17 protein-coding genes are annotated in these 23,691 nt (G+C 42.3%); 10 read left to right on the forward strand and 7 right to left on the reverse strand.

The window, feature by feature from the left end; translation table 11 throughout:
• Positions 1-60 precede the first annotated feature (60 nt).
• On the forward strand, positions 61-1,251 hold the full coding sequence (locus BLU33_RS21685; protein WP_091378219.1) for an anhydro-N-acetylmuramic acid kinase: 1,191 nt from the start codon (positions 61-63) through the stop codon (positions 1,249-1,251).
• 186 nt (positions 1,252-1,437) lie between these two features.
• On the opposite strand, the gene BLU33_RS21690 is transcribed toward BLU33_RS21685, so the two are convergent.
• From BLU33_RS21690 to BLU33_RS21705, 4 genes are all read right to left on the reverse strand, one after another.
• Complete coding sequence (locus BLU33_RS21690; RefSeq protein WP_091378222.1) at positions 1,438-2,007, reverse strand: hypothetical protein; 570 nt, start codon at positions 2,005-2,007, stop codon at positions 1,438-1,440.
• A 150-nt stretch (positions 2,008-2,157) separates the two neighbouring features.
• Complete coding sequence (locus BLU33_RS21695) at positions 2,158-3,468, reverse strand: amidohydrolase family protein (protein ID WP_091378226.1); 1,311 nt, start codon at positions 3,466-3,468, stop codon at positions 2,158-2,160.
• An 18-nt stretch (positions 3,469-3,486) separates the two neighbouring features.
• Positions 3,487-6,537: an amidohydrolase family protein gene (locus tag BLU33_RS21700; protein ID WP_091378229.1), complete on the reverse strand. Its 3,051-nt coding sequence runs from the start codon at positions 6,535-6,537 to the stop codon at positions 3,487-3,489.
• A gap of 229 nt (positions 6,538-6,766) precedes the next feature.
• Positions 6,767-9,418 (reverse strand): TonB-dependent receptor, encoded by a 2,652-nt coding sequence (locus BLU33_RS21705; RefSeq protein WP_091378231.1) that lies wholly within the window; start codon positions 9,416-9,418, stop codon positions 6,767-6,769.
• A gap of 186 nt (positions 9,419-9,604) precedes the next feature.
• Here BLU33_RS21705 and BLU33_RS21710 point away from each other — a divergent pair, with 186 nt between their 5' ends.
• From BLU33_RS21710 to hflX, 5 genes are all read left to right on the forward strand, one after another.
• Positions 9,605-10,051: a cytochrome B gene (locus BLU33_RS21710; protein ID WP_091378234.1), complete on the forward strand. Its 447-nt coding sequence runs from the start codon at positions 9,605-9,607 to the stop codon at positions 10,049-10,051.
• Between the two features lie 220 nt (positions 10,052-10,271).
• On the forward strand, positions 10,272-11,681 hold the full coding sequence (locus tag BLU33_RS21715; protein WP_091378237.1) for an anthranilate synthase component I family protein: 1,410 nt from the start codon (positions 10,272-10,274) through the stop codon (positions 11,679-11,681).
• Between the two features lie 72 nt (positions 11,682-11,753).
• Positions 11,754-12,380: an anthranilate synthase component II gene (locus BLU33_RS21720; RefSeq protein WP_091378241.1), complete on the forward strand. Its 627-nt coding sequence runs from the start codon at positions 11,754-11,756 to the stop codon at positions 12,378-12,380.
• Positions 12,381-12,413: 33 nt separating this feature from the next.
• On the forward strand, positions 12,414-13,241 hold the full coding sequence (gene trpC / locus BLU33_RS21725; RefSeq protein WP_091378244.1) for an indole-3-glycerol phosphate synthase TrpC: 828 nt from the start codon (positions 12,414-12,416) through the stop codon (positions 13,239-13,241).
• Positions 13,242-13,507: 266 nt separating this feature from the next.
• Entirely contained in the window at positions 13,508-14,692 is a 1,185-nt protein-coding gene (hflX, locus tag BLU33_RS21730; protein WP_091378247.1) for a GTPase HflX, read from the forward strand.
• Positions 14,693-14,848: 156 nt separating this feature from the next.
• Here the strand turns inward: hflX and BLU33_RS21735 are convergent, their stop codons facing one another.
• Positions 14,849-15,715 carry a menaquinone biosynthesis family protein gene (locus tag BLU33_RS21735; RefSeq protein ID WP_091378250.1) on the reverse strand — a complete coding sequence of 289 codons (867 nt, stop codon included), beginning with the start codon at positions 15,713-15,715 and terminating at the stop codon, positions 14,849-14,851.
• Between the two features lie 62 nt (positions 15,716-15,777).
• Entirely contained in the window at positions 15,778-16,434 is a 657-nt protein-coding gene (mqnB, locus tag BLU33_RS21740; RefSeq protein ID WP_091378253.1) for a futalosine hydrolase, read from the reverse strand.
• A gap of 79 nt (positions 16,435-16,513) precedes the next feature.
• Here mqnB and BLU33_RS21745 point away from each other — a divergent pair, with 79 nt between their 5' ends.
• The 4 genes from BLU33_RS21745 (at position 16,514) to BLU33_RS21760 (ending at position 22,360) form a co-directional block, all read left to right on the forward strand.
• Positions 16,514-16,930, forward strand: coding sequence for a 6-pyruvoyl trahydropterin synthase family protein (locus tag BLU33_RS21745; protein WP_091380893.1), 417 nt, complete (start codon positions 16,514-16,516; stop codon positions 16,928-16,930).
• Positions 16,931-16,939: 9 nt separating this feature from the next.
• Positions 16,940-17,584 carry a GTP cyclohydrolase I FolE gene (folE, locus tag BLU33_RS21750; RefSeq protein ID WP_091378256.1) on the forward strand — a complete coding sequence of 215 codons (645 nt, stop codon included), beginning with the start codon at positions 16,940-16,942 and terminating at the stop codon, positions 17,582-17,584.
• Positions 17,585-17,673: 89 nt separating this feature from the next.
• Positions 17,674-18,561 (forward strand): ACP S-malonyltransferase, encoded by an 888-nt coding sequence (gene fabD / locus BLU33_RS21755; protein ID WP_091378260.1) that lies wholly within the window; start codon positions 17,674-17,676, stop codon positions 18,559-18,561.
• Between the two features lie 64 nt (positions 18,562-18,625).
• On the forward strand, positions 18,626-22,360 hold the full coding sequence (locus tag BLU33_RS21760) for a sensor histidine kinase (protein ID WP_091378263.1): 3,735 nt from the start codon (positions 18,626-18,628) through the stop codon (positions 22,358-22,360).
• Positions 22,361-22,369: 9 nt separating this feature from the next.
• Here the strand turns inward: BLU33_RS21760 and BLU33_RS21765 are convergent, their stop codons facing one another.
• Complete coding sequence (locus tag BLU33_RS21765) at positions 22,370-23,416, reverse strand: hypothetical protein (protein WP_091378266.1); 1,047 nt, start codon at positions 23,414-23,416, stop codon at positions 22,370-22,372.
• Positions 23,417-23,691: the final 275 nt, after the last annotated feature.

Consider the following 23,691-nt stretch of genomic DNA (forward strand, 5'->3'; position numbering starts at 1 on the left):
TAGTTAAAGATTTGTACGCATTCGCAGTTGAAATAGCATACTGTATTGTAATTTAGCGCTATGTTACCATTAAACCATAACCTGCAAAAGCTGGTTGACATTGCCCGCAAGGACAAAAAGATAGCCATCGGCTTAATGTCGGGCACATCACTGGATGGGCTGGATATTGCCCTGTGCCGGTTTAGCGGTAATGGCTTACAAACTAAATTCAGCCTTTTGCAATTTACTACTATCCCATATGATGATACTTTTAAACAAGAAGTAAAGGCAGTATTTGCCCGCCGCGATGCTGATCTGGAAAAAGTTTGTTTGCTGAATGCCTACATCGGCACCTATCATGCCGAGCTGGTTTTACAGGCCCTGGCAGATTGGAACATCAACCCTAAAACCGTTGATTTTATAGCCAGCCACGGGCAAACCATTTATCATGCCCCTAAAAGGTTGCACAAACAAGCAGGTTACCCAAATGCCACTCTGCAAATTGGCGATGGCGATCATATCGCGGTAAAAACAGGGATCTTAACTATAAGCGATTTCAGGCAAAAGCATATCGCGGCCGGTGGTGAGGGGGCCCCCTTGGCTTTATATGGCGATGTATTACTGGGAAGCAAAGCAGGTGAAAACAGGATATTACTGAACATCGGCGGCATAGCTAACCTCACCTACCTGCCGGGCGATAAGGATTATACCAAAATACTTTGTACCGATATCGGCCCTGGTAATACGCTGATAGATGCTGCCTGCCGGGAATATTTTAACAAGCCTTTTGATGAAGATTCACGGATCGCTTACTCGGGAAAGATAAACGATGCTTTGTTAAGTGAGTTATTGAGTCACCCGTTCTTTAAAGAAATCGCGCCTAAAACCACAGGACCAGAGTTGTTTAACCTGGCTTTTATAAAGGCGGCACAGGAAAGATCGAACACTTTGGGCATCAGCGCTGAAGACCTGGTTTGTACGTTGAGCGCTTTTACCGCGACAACTATTACTGATTTTATAACGGCCAATTTCCCGGCTGATATTAAATTATTTGCCAGTGGCGGCGGCGCAAGGAATATTTATGTGATGGATAGTTTGATGCGGGGATTACCAGATGTTGAGATACAAGATACCGCGGTCTTAGGTATTGATCCGGATGCTAAGGAGGCGATATTGTTCGCTTTGCTGGGTAATGAAGCCCTGTGCGGCGAGCCGATAAAGATCGGGGATAATCCTACGGTTTTGATGGGAAAATTTAGTTTCGCGGGGTAGAGAAAGTTGCAAACTTTCTTTATTGATGGCGTTCAGTCACAGACTGAAGCCAGAGTACCATTATAAACCTTATTGTCATTTCGAACGCTAGTGAGAAATCTTCTGCGACTTGCACTTCCGTTCGGCATGGCGAAGAAGATTTCTCCTCGTACCTCGTTCGAAATGACAATGGGGGTGAAAAGAGACTTACTTATCAGATATATTTTCAATACCTAAAAGGTCGATACCTCGTTTAAATTGCAACTTTTTGGCCTTTATGGCTGCATTTATAAATGTATCTAACGACAAATAGGAATGCTCTGTTTCCATTTTAAAATAGATGGTATGTGTTTGATTGAACTTATCAGTAAAGGTTACATAATTATTTACCCCCTGGTACATTTTGGGATTAAAGTCGCGACCGCTGCCTGTTGTTTTGCCATAATAGTCGAAAAAGCTAAAATCCAGGGCATTTATATCTTTCAATTCAAACGTTTCGTCATTTACTATAATAGCAGAATTTTCGAATATGATTTCACCATCCAAAGTGCCATTTAATGCCTTGTATGTAAAAAATGAAGCTATTATGAAGTAAATACTTAGACCTCCTACACAATATGCAACTATCGTCCTGAATTCGTCATTAGATGAAGAGAAACTGTCAAATATCCAAAAGGAACCGATCGTAATAGTCCATAAAATCAACATTATCCAATTTGGTGTCCAGTGAAATTTCTTCCCGTCGGGTATAAATATGGTAAATGAGATTCTGTCCATTGTGATAAGGCTTTAACAAATATAACAAACAATGGAGTTGATAATGGGGTGAAAAGAGACTTACGAAGTTTAAAAACTTCGTAAGTCTGGAATATTGAGAACTCTTTACCATAGCGATGGGTTTGAAACCTATCGCTATAAATGTATCAATTACAAATTCGCCTTCAACCCGTATTTAGCGCTGAACTTACGGTACAGTTGCTTGTGCAGGTTATCCAGGTTGATGTTCCGCCCCTGGATAAAGGCAGTTTGTACATCAAGGCCGATCATATCCAGTGCATCGCCTTTGGAGATGAACAGCGTGGCATCCTTACCAACTTCCAGCGTTCCTACAGTTTTATCTATACCTAATATTTTGGCGTTATTAAGGGTGATCATGCTCAGGGCTTGCTCTTTGCTTAAGCCGTAGCCAACCGCCTGCCCGGCCTCGAAGGGCAGGTTGCGCTGGCGCCAGAAGCCCGTGCCGGTCAATCCGTATAAAACACCTGCATCCTGCAGCATTTTTGGCAGTTTGTAGGGCAGGTAAACATCGTCCTCATCATTATCGGGCAGTCGTTGGGTTTCTGTGAGTATTACAGGCACGTTATTGTTCTTTAACACATCGGTAACCAAATAAGATTCGCCGCCGCCAACTATTACTATGGAGATGCCGAACTTTTTTGCAAAAGCTACCGACTGGATAATTTCCCTTGCACCATCAGCATTAATAAACAACTTTTTTGTACCATTGAATAGGCCTTTCATGGCTTCCAACTTTAAATTGGCAACGGCTGGTTTTGGTATTTCCGAATAGGCTTTGGCCTCGGTAAATAACTCCACGATAGCATCAATGGCTTTCTGGGCCTTTTCGGCTGGTGATTCCTGTGGTGGGCCTGTTGCTGCCCCTCTCCTGCTTTCAAAACGAACAACCGGCCAGTTCAGGTGGATGCCCATATCGGTTTTATATGCCGCATCTTCCCAGTTCCAGGCATCCAGTTGTACTATTGATGATTGCCCCGAGATAAACTCACCACTGGGTGTGATCTGCGCCATCAGGATACCATTTGAGCGAACGGTTGGTATAACTTTTGAATCGGTATTATAAGCGATTATCGAACGCACGTTAGGGTTAAGCGTGCCGGTTTCCCAGTCATCAACCGTACCTTTTGCGCCTTCTTCAATCTCAACTAAGCCGAGGTTAGTTGTCGGGCAAATGAAACCCGGGTAAATCTGTTTTCCGCTGGCGTCAATAACATCTGCACCGGCAGTATTTGGCGCTGAGCCCTCGCCTATGGCAGTTATTTTGCCTTTATCAAAGCTGATGTAACCATTATTTATTACCTGCCCGTTACCCACATGGATGGTGGCGCCGGTTAATATTATTGGTTTTGATTGCGCCGGCGCTGGTGATATAGTGGCTTGCGCATATATGAGGTTAATGCTGAGCAATAATCCTCCAAAAATTGCGGTTATCTTTTTCATATCTGTATGGTTAAAGGATTATTGATTTACAGTTTGTGTTGCTGAAGTTTGGCCTGTACCATCGCTCACATATTCATCATCTTCAGCAGCTTCATCATTTTTATGCGGACGGCGGCCCTTTGGCTTTTGCGTTACCGCGCCTTTGTTTTTAGCCGCGATCATTTTCTGGATAATGCGCGCTTCGTCATCCTTCATCGCCTTTTGATTGGCTGCATCCTTATCAATATCCCAGTAGGGTATGCCATCTACATAAGTTTTTTCGGCAACAGCATAAATAGACAGAGGATCAGCCGACCATAGTACTAAGTCAGCATCCTTACCAACCTTAATACTGCCTACCTTATTATCCACATGCAGCATAATTGCCGGGTTAATGGTAACCAGCTTCAAGGCTTCTTCCTCGCTCATGTGGCCGTAGGTTACGGCTTTGCCTGCTTCCTGGTTTAGGCGGCGGGCCATTTCATCATCGTCGGAATTAAAGGCGGTTACTATGCCCATATCGTGCATCAGCGCACCGTTGTAAGGTATAGCTTCGGATACTTCCATTTTGTAGGCCCACCAATCAGAGAAAGTTGAACCCGCTATGCCACGTGCCTTCATTTTATCGGCCACTTTATAGCCTTCCAAAATGTGGGTAAAGGTGTTTACCTTAAAGCCCATGGTATCGCCAACCTTCATCAGCATATTAATTTCTGATTGCAGGTAAGAGTGACAGGTAATGAAGCGTTTTTTGTCGAGTATCTCTACTATCGCGTCCAGCTCCAGATCGCGGCGAACATTGCTGCCTTTTACTGAGCGTGCTGCTTTGTATTCCTTAGCACGGGTAAATTCATCCATATAAACCTGCTCAACGCCCATACGGGTTTGCGGGAAACGCATGTTCGGCGTTCCCTCTGGTATGCCCCAGTTGGTTTGCTTAACGTTTTCGCCCAGCGCGAACTTGATGAAACCATCCGCTCCTTCAAATTTCATCTGATCGGGTAAAACACCCCAACGGTGTTTAATGAGCATGGTTTGCCCGCCTATAGGATTTGCCGAGCCATGCAAAATATGCGAGGTGGTTACCCCGCCTGCCAGCTGACGGTAAAGACTGATATCCTCCGGGTTTAGCACATCACCAATCCTAACTTCGGCGGTAACGGCTTGCGTGCCCTCGTTCACACTGCCTGATACGGCAATATGCGAGTGCTCATCAACTATACCCGGCGATAAATGCTTGCCCGTAGCATCAATAACCTTAGCATTACCTGCTGCAAGATTTTTACCAACCGCTTTTATCTTGCCGTTTTCTATCAATACATCCGCGTTTTGCAGGATGCCTTCTTTTTCGCTTGTCCAAACAGTAGCATTTTTAAATAATACCGTTTCGGCTACTGGTAGCTGTGCGTTGCCATAGGCAACAAATGGATAAATAACCGGGCCAACTTCAATCTCCTTTTTTTCTTCGGGATGAGCTGGCTCAGCAGCTACTGCACTGGCATAAGTTGCCGACCATTTAATAGCCGAGCCATCGGGCATTATGCCATTACCACTAAAGGTAAGCGGCGACAGGCTGGTGATATAACCATTCAGGCGGATACTGCCCTCCGGTTTATTTTTAAGGTCGAAATAAATGCTCACGATATCGCCGCTGCGGGTGATGGTACCTTTTGCTTTGACGCTATCAGCACCTGTTCGAGACAGGTTTACATCATACTCGCCGGGTGTGCCGCCAATTTTCATGGTAAGGCCGGGCAGGGCATCGCTGGCTATAGTATAATTACCGCGCAGATCGTTAACGTTCATGCGGGTTACTATATACTGGCGACCTTCGATCCAGTTCTCATAAATTATATCGTCCTTTTTAAACAGGTCGTCAGAAGTAATAATAAAGCTGGCCAGTTTACCTTTTTCAATTGAGCCCAGCTTATCGGCAACGCCAAGCATTTGGGCAGGGATAGTTGTTAAGGACGATAAAGCCTGTTTTTCGCTTAAACCGTTATCAATAGCTGTGCGCAGGTTCGGCCAAAAATCACGGCCGTTTTGCAAGCCATAGGTAGTTATGGCAAATTTTATCCCCGCTTTTTCCATAGCAGCGGGGTTGGTTGGCGCCAGTTCCCAATCTTTTAACTGGGCATAGCTTACTTTGCGGGCATCCATCGGGTCCTCCACATCATAAGCCTCCGGGAAATTTACCGGAATGATAAAGCTGCTGCCCGTATTTTTCATGGCATCAAGGCGACGGTATTCATCACCATCAGTTTTAAAAATGTATTGTTTGCCGAATTCTTTGGCTATTTTATCGGCACGCATAACACCTAATGCGTCAGAAACCTCAAACACCTGCGGGATATTTTGTGTGCGGTTAAACTCAGCTAATGAAATGTTGTATTCCTCGTTCTGTGTTTTGTACCATTGCGCATCATAATAAGTTTGGCGTATCAGCGCTATGCTCCCCATTAATGATGACGGGTAATCAGTCGCAGCAGTGCCTTTGTTGAATGAATAATGCGCGGCGGCTTCATCATTCAGCATTACTTCGTTATCGCGTTCATCGCCCAAAGTAACCGCTACCGATGTACCGCGTGCAATACCATCATGTATTAATGATTGCACAGCGCCGAAACCGTTTTTCTTCAGGTCTTCAGCTTTGGAAGCATCGGCATGGAAAATAGCTTTAGCGTTCATTTCGGGTTTGATAGCTTCGTTCCAGCCGTAGGCGCCGGGTTTGGTTGTGGTATATACCGGCGTATAACTGCCACGGCGTGAGAACTCTTTTCTAGGTTCATCTGGTATACCGTAAGTAGTATAGGCATCAATCAAACCGGGGTAAATGTGCTTGCCTTTTAGGTCGATGGTTACATAGCCTTTGGGGATGGCAATACCAGCGCCAACTGCTTCTATCTTGCGGTCCTTAATTAATAAGGTACCATTGGCGATGGTTTGATCGGCATTAACAACAATAGTGGCATTGGTAAAGGCGTATTGCCCCGGGCGGATATCCCAGGTACCGTTTACCGGGAAGGTGTCCTGCGCGTACAGCAGATGAGCCATAAACAGCGCAAAACATAAGAGTAAGGTTTTTTTCATTGTTCAGTTAAAATGAGGTTGCTAAATATAATGAAGATTTTGACAGGTACAAAGCCGTACCCCCAGTTGGGCGGTACGCCATAGGTCTTCGAAAGATATGTTTCTTACAAATATTGAGCGTTGGGTCACTCTGAGGCACTCGAAGGGTAAGCGTAAAGGCCTTTGCCCGCATGCTTCGAGTGCCTCAGCATGACACCCTTTTAATCTTCCAACACCGATGATGGCCGAACTACTTTTTAGTTTTTGAGAACCGGTAGCTGTACGTGAATAAAAAGTACCGCCTTATGGCCGAACTCTGGATATCATAAATGCTATTGGCGGATGCAAAATGGTATGAACTAACGCTTTGATTAAGCAGATCATAACAGGTGAGCCTTATTTCGCCCTTATCCTTTTGCATGAAGGCTTGAGCTATTGAAAAGCTCAGCAGATTCGACTGCCGTTGAAAGCCCTGTGCAACCAGCGGATTATAAATATGGGTATAATTAATGCTCCAGTTTATTCTTTTTGGCCATTGCACATCTATCGGTAAACTTATGGTTTGCTGCACATAACTTACCGACGGATATTTAACCAGCTCATAATGTGTAATGGCAGGGTTAATATAGTATGATGGCTCAAAATCAATAACATCATCATAACTAAAAACAACGGTTTGAGTAACAGGCAAGGCATAGGTATCCTGATAACCATCCCGCTGGTTTACCTCAAAAAAATTACGCCCGGCACTACCATTAAGGTTTGTTGACTCCCGGATCTTCCATCTGCCTTCTGTTTTAAAGGTTTTTGATATGTTACCATTAAGATAAGTTGTAAAACGACCGTTTTTGTTAACGGGCATAGTTGTTTGTGCACCACCCGGGCTAACTGTGGTTTCCTGAGTAATGCTGTTGCTCTCCCATGTAAACCGGACTGATAAAAAGGTATACATGTTGCTTTGCATATTCACGTTGTTATAATTAAAGCTAATATTGCGCATACGTGTAGGCTTCAGATCAGGGTTACCCGTAGCGCTGTAGAGCGGACTATAAACCAATGTAATAGGCTGCAGTTGATTTATGGATGGCTGCCGCACATCTTCACTGTAATTGAAACTATACTGCTTAATATTAATTGATACAGACGGAAATAAGTAATTGAAATGCTGATCAAGGTCGGGCACAGCCATGTTAAACTGGTTGTTGATCTGTTGTGACTGGGCTATAAAACCAATATTAACATTGATGCCATTTACCATGTACAATACCCGGGGATGCACATCCTCATCCCACTCGTTCCGGGTTAAATTAGTGCTTTGCGATGTTAAAAATATATCATACAACCCTGTTTTAGGGTTCTGATCATAGGTAAACAGATCGGCACCAGTATTATTGTGCTTCCCATCAACCGCTATACCCAATGTGATTTTTTTGCTGACCGGATAATTATAATCGGCAGTTAAGCCTACTGTGGTATTCCCTGCTTTATTATTGGCCAGCCTGTTTAATGTGTCTGAATTTAAGCTGGTTGTATACGATTGCAGATCATCGACACTAATATTTTTACCTGTATTGGGGCTTACCTGTACGTTGTTGGTTATACTTAACGATTCTCCTTTTTTAGTAAAGCTGTGGTAATAGTTCAGCGAATGCTGATAGTTGGTGTTGTTACCATCATTGCTGCTGTTGTTATTACTCTTGGATAGCAAGGGCGTAAAATTATTAAAGCTGGTTCCCACACTCTGATTGGTTGAATTGGTATTGCCAAAACTAAGCTCTGGTGTATATTTCAGTTTTGTAGCATCGTTAGGGGCCCACTCAAGGTTGCCGTTAATGCTCTGGTTATTATTTACCGAATGTGCTTGAGTGGTGGTGTTTCTTGTTAAGGTAGTATCGCTTAAAAACTGCGCCGTGTTTGTTACCTGCTGGTTTTTATACACACCGTTAGCATAATTATAAACCAGGTTAAGCTTTACCGTTTTGCCAAAATTATCGTTAATATTTACCCCGGCATTGGTGTTTTGGTTTAAACCCGAGCTCGGGCCAAAGCCTACCAGCGAAGTGCCAATAAACTGCGTGTTGCCCAGGTTTTTACTGTTGGCAATTACCGATACCTGCAAATTATTGATGGATTGATTATATAAACCATCTAAATTATACTTGTCTTGTGTGCCTGCGCCTGCAACTATTTTACCAAACGTGGCTTTTGAAAACTCCTTTTTAAACTTCAGGTTGATGATCTTTTTAACTTCATTATCTGGTGTCAGATGGTCGGGGTCATTTTCGCGGTCATCATAGATCTGCACTTTGGCTATCATATCGGCATCCAGGTTTTGGGTGGCAATTTTAGGGTCATTCGCAAAAAAATCACGGCCATCAACCTTTACCTTTGATACACCTTTGCCATTAACGGTTATGGTGCCATCGCGGTCGACCTGTACACCGGGCAGTTTTTTAAGCAGATCCTGCACTACGGCATTGGGCCGTACCTTAAAAGCCTCGGCATTAAATTCAATGGTATCTTTTTTAATAACAACGGGCACCAATTCGCCTTTGATGTTTACTTCGGCAAGCTGTTTTTCCCGCAGATGAATTGTGCCCAGGTTGAGCAGTTCGGCATTTTTATACTTTAAGGGTATATGCATACTTTCAAATCCCGCATGTGATATGAGCAGGCGTGCCGGTTCATTATCATGCAGGCGGATAGTAAATGCCCCGTTTTTATCGGTAAGCGTGTAGGAGATCATTGACGAGTCGCTCACTTTGAGCACAACCACCGTAGTAAGTTCAAGGGGTGTTTTCCCGGTTGAATCGGTAACTATGGCTGTAATTGTATGGCGATTTTGCGCCATACCTACATTTATTGAGCATAAAATTGTGATAAGGATTAGGAGTTTTTTCATTAGGCTCCTAAATATCTATATTTTAAAATGTTAACTCAACGCTTGTTAACATTCATTAACATTAAATAACATATTTTAATAAGTACCGGGTAAAATCTGCTTAGTTATTACATTATTTTATTGATACCGCGCCGTGCTTAGCGATTATTATACGATGTGTTGTATATTCGAATAAATTTTCGAGGTATGACTTTATATAGTTTCTTCTTACACCTGCACTCGGGGTTCAGGTACATTGTAATGGTGTTAGTTTTGCTGGCCATATTACTATCATTAGCGGGCTGGCTTGGTAAAAGGCCTTATACAAAGGGCAACAGGCTTGTCAATCTTTTCGCCATGATATCGGCACATACGCAATTGCTAATAGGGATAGTATTATACTTCATCAGCCCGTTTGTACAGTTCAACAGCAGCACCATGAAAGACCCCATTACCCGCTACTGGACGGTGGAGCATATTACCATGATGATCTTCGCGATTGTACTGATAACTATAGGGCACAGCCGATCTAAAAAGCTGGTACTGCCTGAAGCTAAACACAGGGCTGTTGCTATCTTTTATATTTTAGCGCTGTTAGTCATTGCATTAGCTATTGTGCAGAGTCAGCGCGGGCTTTTGGGCATGAGCCAATAAAAAATAACGATAAAAAGTGAGAAAAAGTTTGGTAATTCAAATTTCTTTATAAATTTGCTCCCGCTATGATCAAAATCAACCCAATCAACCGTTGGTGGCACCAAAGTAAATTTTGGCAGCCGGATGCTATTTGATATATAGACTAACCAATTGTAAACCTATTTGGAACCCGGCGAATTATATTCGACGGGTTTTTTTGTTTAATGACCATATATATAAAATGAAGAAATTTAAAATAATAACCACACATAAAAAGCTACTTGCTGATACTACCACCCCGGTAAGCATTTATTTACGCCTGCGGGATGTATTCCCAAATTCACTATTGCTGGAAAGTTCCGACTATCATAGCCGTGAAAACAGCACCAGTTATATCTGCTGCGAACCCATTGGCGGTATATTGCTGGAAGATGGCAATCTGAAAAAGAAATATCCGGGTGGTACCGAAGAAAACTACAAGCCGGGCGAGTTCGAACTCATCAGCCAGATCACTGATTTTTTAAATTGTTTTGAAACCACTGAAACCGGACTGAAAGTAATATCGAACGGTTTGTTCGGCTACTTCGCGCATGAAGCGGTGGAGCATTTTGAAACCATCAAACTAAAGCAAGTAGAGAACAACAGCAAAAAGATCCCTGAAATGCAATACAACATTTACAGGTATGTTATTGCGATAGATCACTTTAAAAATGAACTTTATATCTCTTACAACCAACTGGTAGGTGAACCGCAAAACGGTGGAATTGAAAAATTAGAGTATCTGATCAAAAACAAGAACTTCCCGGAATATACCTTCCAAAGCAAGGAAGCCGAGCAATCAAATCTGACCAACGAGGGCTTTATAGCGATAGTTGAAAAGATGAAGCAGCATATTTATCGCGGCGATGTTTTTCAGATCGTACCATCGAGGGCGTTTTCCAAACAGTTCCAGGGTGATGAATTTAATGTGTACAGGGCTTTGCGTTCGATCAATCCATCGCCATACCTGTTCTATTTTGATTATGGCGATTTCAGGATCTTCGGCTCATCGCCGGAGGCACAGATCACTATTAAGAATCGCGTTGCCAGTATCTTCCCTATCGCAGGTACGTTTAAACGAACCGGTGATGATATTAAGGATGCCGAACTGGCGCAGAAACTGATCGAGGACCCGAAGGAATCAGCAGAACACGTGATGCTGGTTGACCTGGCCCGTAACGATTTGAGTCGGCATTGCGAGCAGGTAGAAGTTAAGGCATTTAAGGAAGTGCAGTATTATTCACACCTGATCCATTTGGTATCGCATGTTAGTGGTAAACTGCTACCGGGTGTGGCTTCATTTAAGGTGGTGGCCGATACATTCCCGGCAGGCACATTAAGTGGCGCGCCAAAATATCGGGCAATGGAGATCATCGATGAGAACGAGAAGACCAAACGCAGCTTTTACAGCGGTGCCATTGGCTACCTTGGCTTTAACGGCGACTTTAACCATGCCATTATGATACGCTCATTTTTAAGCAAGAACAACACCCTGCATTACCAGGCCGGCGCAGGTATAGTAGCAGGCTCAATACCTGAAATGGAACTGAAAGAAGTAGACAACAAAATAGCGGCTTTGAGAAAAGCCATAGAATTAGCTGAGGAATTATAGTACAGCCCCCTAACCCCCTGAGGGGGGAACGAACGTGGCAATTTAAATAAGATATAGTTTGTAAAAAGAGATATGACAACTGATAAAAATATAAATACTTCCTCCCCCTTCAGGGGGTCGGGGGGCATATTAATAATAGATAACTACGATTCCTTCACCTACAACCTGGTGCATTTGGTTAATGAAATTGGCCTGCAATGCACCGTTTGGAGGAACGACCAGTTTAATATTGCCGATGTGGATGCTTATGATAAGATCATCCTGTCGCCAGGGCCGGGTATCCCGTCTGAGGCGGGTTTATTGCTGGATGTGATCGAGAAATACTCGCCAACTAAAAGTATTTTTGGCGTATGCCTTGGTCAGCAGGCCATTGCGGAGGTGTTTGGCGGTAAACTGTATAACTTAAACCAACCCATGCATGGGATTGCAACGCCTATTAAGGTAACCGATGAAAAGGAACAGCTTTTCATTGGCTTGCCACAAAGCTTTAAAGTAGGCAGGTACCACTCATGGGTGGTGGATGAAAAGGCTGTGCCTGATGTATTAACCGTAACTGCCATTGATGAAGAAGATAACTCGGTTATGGCATTAAGGCATAAGGAATACGATGTCCGCGGTGTACAATTTCACCCGGAATCGATATTAACTGAGTATGGTAAAGAAATTATGAAAAACTGGATTAACCCCCCGACCCCCTAAAGGTGGAGCCGGAATAGGGCAAATTTATTGGATATGACACAAAATAACAATCAAAAGCTCCCCCTTCAGGGGGCTGGGGGGACTATCTTAGATAAAATAGTACTTAACAAACGCAGGGAAGTTGAATCCGCTAAAAAGCGGGTTTCATACACCAAATTGGAAGAGTCTGACCTTTTTCAGCGGGATACCTATTCGTTCAGGGAGTTTTTGTTGCATCCTGATCGTACCGGCATTATCGCGGAGTTTAAACGCAAATCGCCGTCAAAAGGGATCATTAATGATAAGGTAACAGTAAAACAAGTAACCAATGGTTATGATGCTGCCGGTGCATCGGCATTATCGGTACTAACCGACAGGCAGTTCTTTATGGGCAAAAAAGCCGACCTGATCAAAGCGCGCCAGGTAAATACCATTCCTGTATTACGTAAGGATTTTATGATAGATCCTTACCAGATAATCGAGGCCAAAGCTTTAGGCGCGGATATTATATTACTGATAGCCGCGATCCTTACTCCTGCCGAGATAGATCAATTGGCATCACTGGCCAAAAGCATAGGCTTAAATGTGTTGCTTGAGATACATAACTTAGAGGAACTGGAACGCAGTATCAACCCAAACCTGGATGCCATTGGCGTAAACAACCGTAACCTGGCTGATTTTACCGTTTCGGTAGAAACATCATACAAACTGGCGGAGCATATCCCGGCTGAGTTTTTAAAGATCTCGGAAAGTGCTATCAGCAACCCGCAAACTATTAAGGAGCTGAAGAAAGCTGGTTTTAATGGTTTCCTGATCGGTGAGAATTTTATGAAACAGGCTGATCCGGGGTTGGCGATGATGGAGTTTGTGAAGGAGTTGTAAAGACTACCCTTTTCTGCCACCGTCATTGCGAGCTACGAAGCAATCTCTATGCTATACAGAGCGAACAGAAATGCTGGACCTGCCTACGTAGAGATTGCTTCGTACCTCGCAATGACGCTTTGATAGTTATTACAAATAGCGATGGGTTTGAAACCCATCACTATGAACTATAAGGCTATTTGCCGATTTTGTCATCCATAATCTACCGAAACCGACACATGGGCAGATTTTATTAACTTGGCAATTGATTTGATATACAATACTTAATGAAGCAAAAATTTTATGATACTGCTGAGAAGCAGGAAAGGGCTGTACTGGTTGGTGTAATTACACCGCATCAAACCGATGAGCAGACCAAGGAGTATTTAGAAGAATTGCAGTTTCTGGTAGAAACCGCCGGGGCGGAGACTGTCAAAACTTTTACCCAAAAACTACAGCGCCCTGATCGTGCCACATTTGTTGGCTCGGGACGTTTGGAGGATATTAAGGCCTTTGTTACCGAAGAAGAAATTGATATAGTAGTTTTTGATGATGAGCTTACCCCATCGCAACTGCGTAATATAGAGAACGAATTACAGGTTAAGATCCTCGACCGCAATAACCTGATACTGGATATATTCGCCGGGCGTGCACAAACAGCGCAGGCTAAAAGCCAGGTTGAACTGGCACAGCTGCAATATTTACTACCACGCCTTACCCGTTTATGGACCCACTTAGAGCGTCAAAAAGGTGGTATAGGTATGCGCGGACCGGGTGAGTCGCAAATTGAGACTGACCGCCGTTTGATATTGAACAAGATTTCGCTGTTAAAAGAAAAACTTAGGCAGATAGATCGCCAGAACGAAACGCAGCGTAAAAACCGTGTGGCTATGGTACGTGTGGCATTGGTGGGTTATACCAACGTGGGTAAATCAACCATCATGAACATGATCTCCAAATCAGAAGTATTTGCCGAGAACAAATTGTTTGCTACGCTGGATACTACGGTTAGAAAGGTGGTGATAGAGAATGTGCCATTCTTACTATCAGATACTGTAGGTTTCATCCGCAAATTGCCTCACCATTTGGTAGAGTGTTTTAAATCGACATTGGATGAAGTACGCGAAGCAGATATTTTGGTACACGTAGTAGATGTATCGCATCCCAATTTTGAAGACCAGATTAGAACCGTTAACGAAACGCTGAAAGATCTGGGTGTGATAGATAAGCCAACCATCACCGTATTTAACAAAATAGATGCTTACCAACCGGTGCAGAACCATACAGGCGAAGAAGTTGAGCCATTAACCCTCGACGACTTTAAACACAGCTGGATGGCCAAGAACAACAGCCCGGCTATCTTCATATCTGCCACTAAAAAGGAGAATATCGACGAATTCAGGAAGATGTTATATGATAAGGTGGTAGAGATACATGCGGCTAGGTATCCTTATGATCAGTTGTTGTATTGAGCCCCCTGCCCCCTAAAGGGGGAGATTTATAATTGCACTCGTCTGTGTGACGAGTGCTTAACTCTTTTGGGGATTTGTAATGCCCGGGCGATACAATCGCTAACCCATTTTAAGCACTCGTCACAGACGAGCGCAATGAAGTTTGGAGAAGATGGGCTACGTTAAAAATATATTTTCCTTTATTTCCGGTATAATTCCCTTTTCCAGGGCGGTATCAAACAACAATTTTATCGCTTTTTTACCTTCTTCGCCCAGATCAAGGGAGTATTTGTTTACATAAAGGTCTATATGCTTATACATCACCTCCTCGCTCATTTCCTGCGCGTGGGAGCGGATAAACTCTAGTCCGGATTTTGGGTTGGCAAACGCGAACTCTACCGATTTACGTAGCACCCGGTTTATTTTATGCTGAACAGCTTCAGGTAAATTACGGTTAGCCACAATACCCCCAAGCGGGATGGCGCAGCCGGTTTGTTTTTCCCAGTAATCACCCAGGTCGATGATCTTTTTCAGTCCTTTATCCTGGTAAGTAAAGCGGTTTTCATGAATGATTAGCCCCACATCAACGTGGCCTTCCAGTACGGCATCTTCAATATCCGAGAAAACTAGTTCCTGCTTATTGGTAGCCTCCGGAAACGCCAATCCTAATAAGAAGTTAGCGGTAGTGTATTTGCCGGGAATACCGATCAAAGGATTTCGGATTTCTGATGTACGATCTTGGATTTGATTGTTTTGTAAATCCGAAATCGAAATTTCTAAATCCGAAATCAACATCGGTCCTACGCCAAAACCTAAAGCACTGCCTGCATCCAGCAATACATATTTATCGGCTATATAGGCAAATGCGTGGTAGCTCAGTTTGGTAATATCCAGCTCGCCGCGGAAAGCTTTTTGGTTAAGCGTTTCCACATCATCATAAAACACTTCAAATTCCAAACCTTCCGTGTCAATTTTATGGTGAATTAAAGCGTCAAAAATAAAGGTATCATTAGGGCAAGGCGAAAAGCCGAGGGATAGTTTCATAGCGTAATTGTTATTAGTGAGTGGTGAGCAGTGAGTGGTGAATAGTTGGCAAAACCACTTAACTATTCACTAATCAACCAATCAACCAACTCGAGAGCAAATGTATTCAGATTTTTAATTGCCAGCCCTATCTGCCAGGCATCGCGATTGCGTTTTTCTACGTAATTTGACACTGCCCTGATCTGCAAACTTGGTATACCCGCCTCTCTGCAGGCATAAAAGAATGCCGCGCCTTCCATGCTTTCCAGCTGGGCATTCATACGGTCGCTTAATTTTTTTATTGATGTATCATTGCCATGCACTGTATTTACGGTAACTGCATTTACTTTTTTCAGGTTGAATTTTTCAGGCAGCTGATACGTGGCCCTAAAGCTGCTTTCTCCAAAACCCAATTTATCGATAGTGATAAAATCTTCATCATCCTCAGCGCCTAGCTCTGCCAGATCATCCTCAACAATTTCTAAAACATCGCCCAAAGCAATATCCTTATCAAAACTGCCGCAGATACCTAAGTTTATAGCCAGGTCATATTTATTTGCAGCCAAATGCTTCCCCATCGCAAACGCGGTAGCCACCATACCGGCGCCGGTTATGAGAAAGTCTATAGTCTGGAATCCTGAGTCTTGAGTCTGACTTTCGACCGAAGACTGAGGGCTTAAGACTCCAGACTTAAGACTCTCGACTTCAAACAAAGTAGCAGCTACAACTAATACGCGCATTGTCAATTTATTTTTTGGTTGCTAAGATAAAACATATGCCTTGTTTTTGTTTTGTATATTTGCACCCACAAATATTATGATGATATATATTACGCGCAAAGAGCATTTTAATGCCGCTCATAGAATGTATCGTGAGGAATGGAGCGCAGAGAAAAACAATGAGGTGTTTGGCAAATGTGCCAACCCTAACTGGCATGGCCATAACTATAACCTTTTTGTAACAGTAAAGGGACAGGTTACCCACGCAACGGGCTATTTGATCGATCTTAAAGAGCTGAAAATTATCATTAATGATTACGTTATCGAAAAGCTCGACCACAAGAATATCAATAAGGATGTTGAATTTATGGCCGGCAAAATGGCATCAACCGAGCTACTTTGTATCGAGATATTTAACCAGCTGAAAGCCCCTATCGAGACTTATGACGGCGTGTTCCTGCATTCAGTGAAGTTATACGAAACTGAAAATAACTCCGCTGAATACTTCGGCGACTAACCTATAAAGATGACTGATAACCACTCTATCCCTGATCGTGACGACGATGACGATATTGAAGGATATGTAAAAATTGACCGGTATAACCCCGAACTGATCACCAACCTATCAACACATTATCATGATGTTTTAAAGCAGATAGGCGAAAATCCTGAGCGTGAAGGGCTGTTAAAATCACCGGAACGTATAGCCAAGGCGATGCTTTTTTTAACCCATGGCTACGACCTGGATGCGCAGGCGATACTAAACTCGGCTAAGTTTAAGGAAGACTACAGCCAGATGGTTGTAGTAAAGGATATTGAAGTATACTCGATGTGCGAGCACCATATGCTGCCGTTTTTTGGCAAGGCGCACATCGCATACATACCCAACGGGCATGTGGTTGGCCTAAGCAAAATACCCCGTGTGGTGGATGCCTTTGCCCGCCGCCTACAGGTACAGGAGCGTTTAACCAACGAAATAAGGGATTGCATACAGGATACCTTGCAGCCCCTTGGCGTAGGCGTGGTAATTGAATGCCGCCACTTGTGCATGAGCATGCGCGGCGTACAAAAGCAAAACTCGGTAACCACCACCTCAGCCTTTACCGGCGAATTTTTAGAAGACAGAACCCGAACAGAATTCTTAAATTTGATAGCAGCGAAGTTAAGTTAAGTGGTGAGTGGTTGATTGGGTGAGTAGTTTTTACCACCAGATCAACTACTCACTCAATAAACCTAATCAACCACTCACCAAAAAAAACAATGAAAGCATATATTTTCCCGGGGCAGGGTGCCCAGTTTGTTGGAATGGGTAAAGACCTTTACGAAAAGTCGGACAAAGCCCGTGAATTATTTGAGAAAGCCAATGAAATTTTAGGCTTCCGTATTACTGAAATTATGTTTGAAGGCACCGACGAGGGCCTTAAACAAACCAACGTTACCCAACCGGCCATATTCCTGCACTCGGTTATTTTAGCCACTGTTTTAGGTGATGATTTTAAACCCGAGATGGTTGCAGGTCACTCATTAGGCGAATTTTCAGCATTGGTTTCAGCCGGTGCTCTATCATTTGAGGATGGTTTGCGTTTGGTTGCGGCACGCGCCAATGCCATGCAAAAAGCCTGCGAGATACAGCCATCAACCATGGCGGCTATTTTAGGTTTGGATGATTTTACGGTTGAAGATATCTGTCACCGCATAAGCAATGTGGTTGTGCCAGCAAATTATAATTGTCCGGGCCAGCTGGTAATTTCGGGTACTATTGCCGGGATTGATGAGGCTTGCGAAAAAATGACTGCTGCCGGCGCAAAAAGAGCGCTTAAGCTAAATGTTGGCGGCGCGTTCCACTCACCTTTGATGGAATCGGCCCGTGTTGAGTTAGAGCATGCCATTGTTCATACCGAGATCAAGGCTCCTATTTGCCCTATCTACCAAAATATTGATGCCAAACCCTATACCGATCCGCAACAAATAAAACATAACTTAATAGCGCAACTTACCGGCCCCGTAAGGTGGACACAAACCGTAAAGCATATGCTGGAAGATGGTGCCACCTCATTTACTGAAGTTGGCCCGGGTAGTGTATTGCAGGGCCTTGTAAAAAAGGTGGACAGGCAAATACCTACAGAAAGCGCGGCTTTGCCACAATAAAATAAAACATACTTTGCGTATGTGTGTTTGAATGTAAATTTTATCCTTTGTTGAAACTAAACACTTGAGCACATCCGGGAAAATACGTTTACTGTTAGCGCTGCTGTTTGCCAGTTTATTATTTACTGCAATTGTGGTTCAAAGCACCTACACGCCGGTAAAAAACCTCGATCAAACAGCCAGAACCCTTGAAGATAATCTTCATGATAAGGAGGCCTATGTTACCGCCATACTTTTTAATAAGGATAGTCTTAATAGCCTGAAAACTATTCAAAGCTATCCTTATAAAGCGCTATATACTGCGCAATACTTCACTAAGGAAAAAAGTATATGGCTTACCACTTACCATAAAGATACCCTAACTTATTGGAGTGGGATAAAGGTTGTACCAAGCAAAGCTTCGGACATAAAAGAAGGTGTTTCATTTATCAGGGAACCCAACGGGTATTACGAGGCCATCAAAAAAAGCGATGGTGATTTTTCGGCCATCTGCTTCATCCTGATAAAGGTTAACTATTCATTTCAGAACGAATACCTGCAAAACAAGTTTCAGAAAGACCTGACGGAAGATAATAACATTGAACTCGCCGATTTTACTGATACTAATGTTTATGGCGTACACAGCAGTATTGATAACTCATACCTGTTTTCGGTAAAATTAAAGCCGGGTATGATCAATCACCGCTTCTTTTATTTCGAGCTGATATCATGGCTGTTAACCTTCTTCATCTTATGTGTACTTATACAGGCCATCTGTAAATACATTGCATCGCAGGGCTACATTATATTATCATTGATTACGATGGCGCTGTTTATTGTGGCTGTCCGCTACCTGAACCTGCGCTACCACCTCCCCGATTTTGTTTACCAGCTTTATATTTTTAAACCCGTGCTATATACAGCCGGGCATGGGTTTGCTTCCCTGGGCGATTTTTGCCTCAACATATTATTTGCATCGTGGTTTGCTACGTTTTTATATAAACAGCGCAATAAGTTATTAAAGGGCATACCGGGCAAAACTGCCGGTTATGTCATATTAATTATTTGCGTTGCAGTACTTTTAGTTGTTTCATCCCTGTTATTAAACTTATTTTATGGGTTGGTTATCAATTCAAAAATAAATTTCGACGTATACAATGTATTCAGTCTGTCAAGGTTCAGTATGCTTGGCCTGGGCATAATGTGCTTTGGGTTCATGATATTTTACCTGCTGAATGAAACCTTTTTATCCATCTGCTCCAGGCTGCTCATACCCGATTCACACAAAATAACCATACTCATCATCGGTGTTATTTTAGCTACAGCCGAAATGACCTACCATCAGCATTTCAATTTATTTTACGTCTTTGCAGCTGTAGTTGTTTTAATGCGGGGCTATGCCTACCGATATAATAATGGTGCCATTACGGCCACATCCTTTATTACCATAGTTTTTGTTTTTTCACTGATCGCCTTTTTAAGGTACAGGCATGTTCAATCAATAAAGCAGGACAACACCCGCAAAGCCCTTATGCTTAAGCTGGAACAGCCGGATGATGTTACTGCCGATCATATTTTTAAAAACATTGAGAAGCAAATAGTCGGCGATCAGAAAATCGTTAAGTATTTTAAGGATACAATGTACTATGGCAACCTGCGTAACCGTTTTCAAAAGCTTTATTTTGATGAATATTTATCCAAATATTCCTATGCCATTCATGAGTTTAATACCGATGGGCAACCCATAACAGCCGATAAAAATTATTCCCTGAGTGTATTTAGCGATCTTGTACTTTATAGCTCCTATAAGGTTTCCGATTATTTTTACCGCGAGAACGACTCCTTTGGTTTTGAAACCTATTTTGCCATACTCCCGGTAATAGAGGATAAAAAACTATTAGGTACCATAGTAGTTGAATTAAGATCAAAACCATTACAACCGGCGGGCTCTTTCCCTGCTTTGCTAAAAGATGGCTCCATAAAGCAGGATGATGAATTTAAAGATTACTCCTACGCTTTTTATATTGACGACAAGCTGCAAAGTAAAAGTGGTGTTTTTGATTACGACCTGGTAAATACCACTTTTAAAGGTAAACTTAAACAATACACCACCGTTACTACCAAAGGCGATTATTCGGAATGGTATAAAAACCTTATCTCCTTTAATCATTTAATATATAAGCCCGGCGATCGCACACTTATAGTGGTAAGCAAGGAGGATAACCCTATTTTTTACGGTATAACATCCCTTACCTTCTTTTTTATACTGTTGCTGTTTTTTAGTATAGTGGTTATTTTCTCGCGCTGGTTATGGAACCGTATACGAATATTAAATGTGAACGGTGATGGTTTAAAGTGGATACTCCGCATAAATTTTGAACGGATACTTTATAAAACGCGCATACAGTTCTCCATTATTGCGGCAGTGGTAATAACACTGGTATTTGTAGGCTTTATTACCTTTTTCTCTATCAGTACCCAATATAACGAGCAGCAGCAAAACATGATCAGCACCAAGATCAGCCGTATAACTACTGCATTTGAGAACGGGCTTTTTGACAAGTATATTAATGATATAAATGATGAAAGTCAGGTTGAGTTTGATAACCTGGCCAGCACCTACTCTACCGATCTGATCCTGTATAACCGCAGCGGCTATCCGTTAATTACCACGCAACCCAAAATTTACGAATTCGGACTGCAGCCAAAACGGATGAATGCCAAGGCTTATATCAACCTGAATAAGCTCCAGAAATCACAATTTGTGAACGATGAGATGGTTGGTGACCTGGCCTATAAATCAGTTTATGCCCCGCTCATCAACTCAAAAAGGATAACGGTAGCCTATTTGCAACTACCCTATTTCTCGAACGAGGCTGATTATAATGCCCGTATTGTTGCATTGCTGAACGTGATGATAAACGTATATGCCTTAATTTTTATAGTAGTAGGTTTATTTGCAGTAATTATTGCCCGGCAGATAACCGCGCCACTAAGTTTTATGCAGCTTAATCTCAGCAAGATAATATACGGCAAAAGAAACGAGCCCATTAAGTGGGAACGCGATGATGAAATTGGTTCGCTGGTAAACGAGTATAATAAAATGATAGCGGCGCTGGAGAACAGTGCACAAAAGCTAGCGCAATCCGAACGTGAAAGCGCCTGGCGCGAAATGGCCAAGCAGGTTGCCCATGAAATTAAAAATCCGCTTACCCCGTTAAAACTGGGCTTGCAACTGCTCGAAAAATCATGGCGCGATAAGGACCCTAAGTTTGATCAAAAGTTTGAGCGTTTCAGCAAATCATTTGTAGAGCAGATCGAGAGCTTATCGTCAATCGCATCGGAATTTTCGTCGTTTGCTAAAATGCCGGATACTCATATTGAGCGGATAAACATTTTTGATATGCTTGGGCAGGCTGTTACCATTTTTGTGCATGCTGATAATATCAAGATCCAATATCAGCCGCCTGAAGATCCGTTCTACATCAATGCCGACCGGGATCAGCTTTTACGTTGTTTTAATAACCTGTTAAAAAATGCTATTGAAGCCACCCCACAGGGTAAATCTGGTGAAATTGATATCAGCTACCTGATCACCAGCAAAAACATTTTGCTCAGTATAAAGGATAACGGCAATGGCATCCCTGAAAACATGCGCGAGAAGATCTTCGAGCCCAACTTCACCACCAAAAGCTCGGGTACAGGCCTGGGTCTTGCATTCGTTAAAAACTCCATTGAAAACGCGGGCGGCAAGGTTTGGTTTGAAACTGCACTGGGTATTGGCACTACGTTTTACCTGAGCTTGCCTGCGGCGGGATAGAAATAACTCTTAAAAGATGTGTTTTATCTGCTCAAAAGATGGTGTAATCCCTAACAACAAAAGCGTAATAACCAAAAAAATCACCATAGTCACCAATAAAGGCCAAAGCTTCTCCGTAGTGAATTTGATGCTTATGTTAGGCTGGAATGGATTTGAAACAATCATTACAAATATCACCCAGCTAAAGAATCCAGAGATAATTCCCAAAAGCTTACAAAAAATATTAACGTCCAAATACCATGGAATAATCAGAAAAAATAGCAGCCCAATAGTTAATGAAAACCAAATGGCATTTTTAAAAATTATATATTTTCGAAAATTTTTGTTGAATGCTTGAAATGTATACCGCAAATTCATGTCGATTATTTTATCAAATGGAATAATCATACAGTCTCCTGGTATTACTTTAAATTGATTTGACGTTTGGGAATATCTTTTAGCGCCAGTTAAATATATAGTTTCTAATTCGCCTGTTTTCTCCGATATCGTGTATTGTGTTAAGAATCCCGAAACCATTTTGCTTTTTTCAGTAGAATCATCAATTAGTACGTCTACCATAGTTGATAACCATTTACCCTTTTTTAAAGATTTAAATTCTCTGGTTGAAAGAATTTCTCCCCTGAAATAATAATTCCAATGATTGGCAAATCTAAATACTTCAAATTTGACATCTATTTTAAAAATTCTTATAACTTTATGGGAAACGTATCCCGAAATAGCCGCAATTAGCACTAAAAAAAATAGATATCCAAGAATATACTTTAAGTGTTCATAGGCAATATTGGGCATCTCGTTTTTGACAATATTTACATAAACTGACCCGACTTTAGCTTTTATGCCCGTAAACGTGAAGCCAAAAGATCGGCTAAAAATTAGGAAAGTAACAATTTGAACAATTATCCCCCAAAATATGCTTGTAATTAACCTATCAGCAAAAAGACCAGCCCCAAATTGCTTTGTGAACTGGCCTTGATAGTAAAATCGTTTAAAAACAACACCCGGGAAAATAAGCCAAACAATAATTATTATACTGCTTATCGTGAACTGACTTTCCACTAAATATTAAGATACTAAAGTTATTTTTTCTTGGGTTGAAAGAATGATAGTCTCTTCGGTGCTATCAGAGTTTTTTAATTTTTCGACAGCTTCAATATATTTTTTCCTGTCCTCGTCATTTGAAAAATTTTTTGGGCTTCCTCACTCATTACTTCCATATCGGAACTGAAGTAAGAACCTAAAATGTTTCCCATTGCCCGGGTTACTAGCTTAATTACTTCCATTATAAATTTTTTAAAGAAAAAGATGATTTATTAAAGAGGGGATAAGAACAA

It is taken from the genome of Mucilaginibacter mallensis, assembly GCF_900105165.1.
Classification (GTDB): domain Bacteria; phylum Bacteroidota; class Bacteroidia; order Sphingobacteriales; family Sphingobacteriaceae; genus Mucilaginibacter; species Mucilaginibacter mallensis.